At 71.3% G+C, this 5,272-nt stretch carries 7 protein-coding genes; 4 read left to right on the top strand and 3 right to left on the bottom strand.

Annotated features, from left to right (window positions below; genetic code table 11):
* From CCN39_RS33340 to CCN39_RS33350, 3 genes are all read right to left on the bottom strand, one after another.
* Positions 1 to 448: AMP-binding protein (locus CCN39_RS33340; protein WP_143264249.1), on the bottom strand; the 448-nt coding region annotated here is incomplete at its 3' end.
* A 250-nt stretch (positions 449 to 698) separates the two neighbouring features.
* Positions 699 to 1,622 carry a DUF4097 family beta strand repeat-containing protein gene (locus tag CCN39_RS33345; RefSeq protein ID WP_086848779.1) on the bottom strand — a complete coding sequence of 308 codons (924 nt, stop codon included), beginning with the start codon at positions 1,620 to 1,622 and terminating at the stop codon, positions 699 to 701.
* A gap of 12 nt (positions 1,623 to 1,634) precedes the next feature.
* On the bottom strand, positions 1,635 to 2,147 hold the full coding sequence (locus CCN39_RS33350) for a toxin-antitoxin system HicB family antitoxin (protein ID WP_086848781.1): 513 nt from the start codon (positions 2,145 to 2,147) through the stop codon (positions 1,635 to 1,637).
* A gap of 119 nt (positions 2,148 to 2,266) precedes the next feature.
* On the opposite strand from CCN39_RS33350, the gene thyX reads away from it, so the two are divergent.
* The 4 genes from thyX to CCN39_RS33370 all read left to right on the top strand — a co-directional run bounded on the left by thyX (position 2,267) and on the right by CCN39_RS33370 (position 5,249).
* Complete coding sequence (gene thyX, locus CCN39_RS33355) at positions 2,267 to 3,019, top strand: FAD-dependent thymidylate synthase (protein WP_086848783.1); 753 nt, start codon at positions 2,267 to 2,269, stop codon at positions 3,017 to 3,019.
* Complete coding sequence (locus tag CCN39_RS33360) at positions 3,019 to 3,414, top strand: ACT domain-containing protein (RefSeq protein ID WP_086848785.1); 396 nt, start codon at positions 3,019 to 3,021, stop codon at positions 3,412 to 3,414. The genes thyX and CCN39_RS33360 overlap by 1 nt, the downstream gene beginning before the upstream one ends.
* Before the next feature lie 136 nt (positions 3,415 to 3,550).
* Complete coding sequence (locus tag CCN39_RS33365) at positions 3,551 to 4,792, top strand: Nramp family divalent metal transporter (protein ID WP_167455254.1); 1,242 nt, start codon at positions 3,551 to 3,553, stop codon at positions 4,790 to 4,792.
* A gap of 22 nt (positions 4,793 to 4,814) precedes the next feature.
* On the top strand, positions 4,815 to 5,249 hold the full coding sequence (locus tag CCN39_RS33370; protein WP_086848790.1) for a hypothetical protein: 435 nt from the start codon (positions 4,815 to 4,817) through the stop codon (positions 5,247 to 5,249).
* The last annotated feature ends 23 nt before the right edge of the window (positions 5,250 to 5,272 follow it).

Here is a 5,272-nt window from a genome sequence, read left to right on the forward strand (position 1 = left end):
CCGCGGGCAGTGCGGAAGCGTGCTCGCCCGTGGTCAGGACGACGTCGATGCCCGCGGTGGCCACGATGTGCCGCAGCTGCGGTGCGGGCGTGATCCGGATGTCCTGCGGCACGTACGCCGCGCCCGCGCGCAGCACGGCGAGGATGCCGACCACCATCGGGATCGATCGCGTGAGGAAGAGGCCGACGTGGTGCCCGGGCCGCACCCCGAGCCCGGCGAGCGCGGAAGCGAGCGAGGCCGAACGGCGATCGAGTTCGGCGTAGGTGAGCGATTCACCCGAGTGCATCACGGCCACTGCGTCCGGACGGGCCCGTGCCTGCGCCAGAATGGCGTCGTGAATGCGGCGGAACGGGACTGCGGCGGGTTTTCCGGTGCCGAACCGCTGGAACAGCACGCGGTCGGTGGTGGTCAGGCCCTGCAGGGAGGAGGGGCGGATCAGCGCGGTCACTCGGTCACCTTTCGCCAGGCCGGCGCGGTCAACCGATGGGAACGAGACAGCCTGGCGATTTGTTCAAAGCCGATCCGAAAAAATCAGGATTCTCCGTATGTAACCACGTGAAACGGCGTTTCGATGAATTCATCCTTCGTTCGCCGGATTTCGATGGAACGCTTTCTCTGGTATTTCGCGCGAACGGGCCGTCCCCGGCACCCCCACCGGGAACGGCCCGTCCTTCCCCCGTGCGGAAGGTCTGGTCGGCTCAGCCCGCCGCGCGCGTCACCACGGCGTTGCCGGTGCCCGTGCGGGCTCGGACCTTCAGCTTCACGCCGCCTTCGGGGGCGGCGTCGGCGACGTCCAGCTCGCTGGAGACGCGGCCGCCGCTGGAGGTCAGGTCCACCTCGGCGGACGTGCCGCCGCGGATGCCGATCCGGACCTCGCCGGAGCCGGTGATCAGGTCGAGCGTGCCCGACCCCGCGTCGGCCACGGACAGGTCGCCGCTGCCGGTGCGGGCCATCACCTCGCCGGAGACCGCGCCCAGCCAGACGTCGCCGGTGCCGGTGGCCAGCGTCGCGGACCCGCTGATCGACGACGCCTCGACGTGGCCGCTGCCGCTGCGCAGCTGCAGCCCGCCCAGCGTCGGGCCCAGCTTCACCGCGCCGCTGCCGGTGCGGATGGTGGCCGAGCCGTCGGCGCGGTCGAGCTTCACCTCGCCGGAGCCGGTCAGCAGGTCGACGCGGCCGGCCGAGCCGGTCACCGTGACGTCCGCCGCGCCCGCCCGCACCTCGACGTGCGAGCCCGCCGGCGCGTGCACCTTCACCGCGAGCGCGGCGTTGCGCAGCTGCCACGCCTTCGGTGCGCTCACGACCAGGCGGTTGCCGAGCTTCTCGATCCGGCTCTGCCGCACGGCCTCGGCCGGGGAGGTCGCCGGGTCGACGCCCAGCTGGTCGCCGAAGCGTTCGCCGACCCAGGACAGCAGGCTGTTGACCCCCGCCACCCACGGCTGCTGCTCGCCCTGGTCGTGCCGCAGCTCCACGCGCGCGCCGGAGTCGCCTTCGAGGACGACCTCGACGCGGCCGATGGTGACGCTGATGTCGAGCTCCAGCGGGACGTCGGTCTCGAACTCGTCGATCCGGACCAGTTCGTCGTTCGGCTCTTCGGCCGGTGTGGTCTGTTCTTCACTCATCGTCTCGTCCCCTCAGCCTTCGACCCAGCCGTGCAGGTGCGACCCGGGCTGGTTCTTCTTGCCCTGGTGCTTGTAGTCCGCGCCGCGCGAGCCGTGGCCGAGCGCGCCCTGCACCGCCTGCGAAACGAACGTGTTCAGCGAGACGCCCTGCGCCGCCGCCGCGCGTTCGGCCTGTCCCTTGATCTGCTCGACCAGCCGGAGGGTGATCCGGCTGATGTCACCGCCGTCGATCGGTGGCGGCGGTGTGGTGTCACGTGGTGTCTTGGGTGCTGTCGTCTCCTCGGCGTCGCCGGTCACGACCACCCGGACGTCTCGGCCGTCGAGCCGGACGTCCACGACCTGGCCCGGCAGTGCGGCCGTGACCTCGGCGGCGAGGTCGGCGAGGGCGTTCATCAGGGTCAGGCGGACGGCGGGTTCGAGGGCGGAGGACAGCAGCGCGGCCGCCCGCCGGGTCTGCTCGTCCCCGGCGGCAGCCGTGTTCGCGAGGTCCTCGCGAAGGTTGGCGATGTACGGCGTCAGGTCCATGACACCACTATGACGTCATCCATGGTGTCAGTCAAGGCGGCGGTGATGTCACGTGTCCCCCGGGAGTGATCGCCCTCACGCGGTTAGGCTGCGCGGGAACCGGGAGAAGGAGTGCTGACGTGACCGGAACCGTGTCACCCAGAGTGCAGCTGATCGCGAAGACCGAGTTCTTCCCGCCCGGGGACGTGCCGTGGTCGACCGACGCGGACGGCGGGGAAGCGCTCGCCGAGTTCGCCGGCCGCGCCTGCTACCAGTCGTGGAAGAAGCCGAACCCGGCCACCGCGACCAACGCCGGCTACCTCGAGCACATCATCGACGTCGGCCACCTTTCCGTGCTGGAGCACGGTTCGGTGACCTTCTACATCACCGGCATCTCCCGGTCGCTGACCCACGAGCTGATCCGGCACCGCCACTTCTCCTACTCCCAGCTTTCGCAGCGGTACGTCCCCGAGCGCGACGCCGAGTTCGTCGAGCCGGAGATCATCGCGAACGACCCGGTGCTGCACGAGAAGTTCCTCGCCGCGACCCGGGCGAGCGTCGACGCCTACACCGAGCTGCTGGCCGGGCTCGAGGAGAAGTTCGCCGACGTCCCGAGCGCGACCCTGCGCCGCAAGCAGGCCCGCCAGGCCGCCCGTGCCGTGCTGCCGAACGCGACCGAGACCCGGATCGTCGTCACCGGGAACTACCGGGCCTGGCGGCACTTCGTCGCGATGCGCGCCACCGAGCACGCCGACGTCGAAATCCGCGAGCTGGCCGTGGAGTGCCTGCGGCAGCTGCAGAAGGCCGCGGCGAACGTGTTCGCGGACTTCACCATCTCGACGTTGCCGGACGGCACCGAGATCGCCACGAGCCCGAAGGTGCTGGAAGGCTGATGAAGCGACTTGCGATCGACGTCCGGCCCGGCGAGTACGCCGTCGTGCGGCTGCCCGCGGACGCCGCGGTGCCCGCCGAGCTGTTCGAACCCGGCGAAGCCCTGGTTTCGGTGACGCGGACGCCCGAAGAACTGTCGGTGATCTGCCCGGCCGGCCGCGAGCCCGGCGGGGCGACCGCCGCCGAGGACGGCTGGCGGCTGCTGTCGGTCCGCGGCCCGCTCGAGTTCACGCTCACCGGCATCATCGCCGCGCTGGCCTCGGAGCTGGCCGCCGCCGGGGTCACGCTGTTCTCGATCTCGACGTTCGACACCGACCACATCCTGGTCCGCGCCGGCGACCTCGAGCACGCGGTCACGGCGTTGCGGGAATCCGGCCACGAGGTCGCCCACCCCTGAGGTTTCGCACTTTTCACCGCCGCTGATCGGGGTATCCGGGCCCCAGGGTGGGAGCAGTCACCCTTGAAAAAGAAAGTTCGGCACGCCTAAACTTCGGTTTAGGATCCCCGACATCCGGTGTTCGAGAGGTGGCGTCATGGCTGTGACCGAGGCTGTCCGGCCGAGATTGGCCACCCGCCTGCGCACGGGCTCGGCCCTGCTCGGGCCGGCGTTCGTGGCCGCCATCGCCTACGTCGACCCGGGGAACGTCGCGTCCAACATCAGCGCCGGCGCCCGCTACGGCTACCTGCTGGTCTGGGTGATCGTCGCGGCGAACCTGATGGCCGTGCTGGTGCAGTACCTGTCGGCGAAACTGGGCCTGGTCAGCGGGATGTCGCTGCCGGAGGCCCTGCGCGCCCGGCTGTCCCGGCCGGCCCGGCTGGCCTACTGGGCCCAGGCGGAAGTCGTCGCCATCGCCACCGACCTGGCCGAAGTGGTCGGCGGGGCGATCGCGCTCAACCTGCTGTTCGACCTCCCGCTCATCGTCGGCGGCGTGATCACCGGAGCGGTGTCGCTGACGCTGCTGGCGGTGCAGGACCGCGGCGGCCAGCGGACGTTCGAGCGGGTCGTGACCGGCCTGCTGCTGGTGATCGCGGTCGGGTTCCTGGCGAGCCTGTTCGTCGAGCCGCCGTCGGCCGCGGAGACCCTCGGCGGCCTGGTCCCGAAGTTCGACGGCGCCGGCAGCATCCTCATCGCGGCGGCCATGCTCGGCGCGACGGTGATGCCCCACGCGGTCTACCTGCACTCGGGCCTGGTCCGCGACCGCCACGGCCGTCCCGAAGGAGCCCGGCGCCGCCGCCTGCTGCGCGCGACGCGGGCCGACGTCGGCCTGGCGATGCTGCTGGCGGGCGCGGTGAACCTCGGCATGCTGCTGCTGGCCGCGACGAACCTGCAGGGCCAGGAGGGCGTGGACAGCATCGAGGGCGCGCACGGTGCGGTGGCCGTGGCGCTCGGCCCGGGCATCGCGCTGCTGTTCGCGATCGGCCTGCTGGCCTCCGGTCTGGCCTCGACGTCGGTGGGCGCGTACGCGGGCGCGATGATCATGCAAGGCCTGCTGCACAAGCGGATTCCGCTGGTCCTGCGCCGTCTGGTGACCCTCACCCCGGCGATCGTGGTGCTGGCGCTGGGCGCCGACCCGAGTGCGGCGCTGGTCGTGTCGCAGGTGGTGCTGTCGTTCGGGATCCCGTTCGCGCTGGTGCCGCTGATCCGGCTGACGGCCGACCGTGATCTGATGGGGGCGGACGCGAACCGCCGGCTGACGACGGTGGCGGCCTCGGTGATCGCGGTGATCATCATTGCTCTCAACCTGGTGCTCATCTACCTCACGGTCACCGGTTGACCCACGGAACGGGGTAGCGGCCATGGCCTGGATCTTCGCCCTCAACGCCGAATGCGGGGAGCGCGAGACCCACGCCCGCGACCTCGCCCGCCACTTCGACGGCTGGCCGGCACGCGTCTTCGAAAGCGAAAAGGCCTGGTGGTGCGAAGTCGCCCCCGACGGCCTCAGCCGCACCGGCGCGAACTCGGCCGAGGAAGCGGCGGCGATGACGGCGGCCGGCCGCCGGCTCTACTGGCTGCTGCGGACCGCGCCGCCGGTCTACCGCTACGCCCTCGCGGGGATCGAGACCGGCGAGTTCCGCACGTACGACGAGCTTCTGGCGGAGAAGGACCCGGCGGTCTTCCCGGGCCTGGTCGTCGCCGAGGAGATCTGGGCCCGGACGGGCCGGCGCGCCGAGTTCAGCGACTTCGCCCCGGGCTACCGCTGGCTGCCCTACCGCGGCGAAACCCGCCGCTGACGCACCGGACGACCCGCGGGTCG

It is taken from the genome of Amycolatopsis kentuckyensis (genome assembly GCF_002155975.1).
GTDB classification, from domain to species: domain Bacteria; phylum Actinomycetota; class Actinomycetes; order Mycobacteriales; family Pseudonocardiaceae; genus Amycolatopsis; species Amycolatopsis kentuckyensis.

Coding starts and splice junctions, on each gene's coding strand:
- CCN39_RS33345 (WP_086848779.1), bottom strand. CDS start 1,622: ATGAGTGAAGAACAGACCACACCGGCCGAAGAGCCGAACGACGAACTG.
- CCN39_RS33350 (WP_086848781.1), bottom strand. CDS start 2,147: ATGGACCTGACGCCGTACATCGCCAACCTTCGCGAGGACCTCGCGAAC.
- CCN39_RS33360 (WP_086848785.1), top strand. CDS start 3,019: ATGAAGCGACTTGCGATCGACGTCCGGCCCGGCGAGTACGCCGTCGTG.
- CCN39_RS33365 (WP_167455254.1), top strand. CDS start 3,551: ATGGCTGTGACCGAGGCTGTCCGGCCGAGATTGGCCACCCGCCTGCGC.
- CCN39_RS33370 (WP_086848790.1), top strand. CDS start 4,815: ATGGCCTGGATCTTCGCCCTCAACGCCGAATGCGGGGAGCGCGAGACC.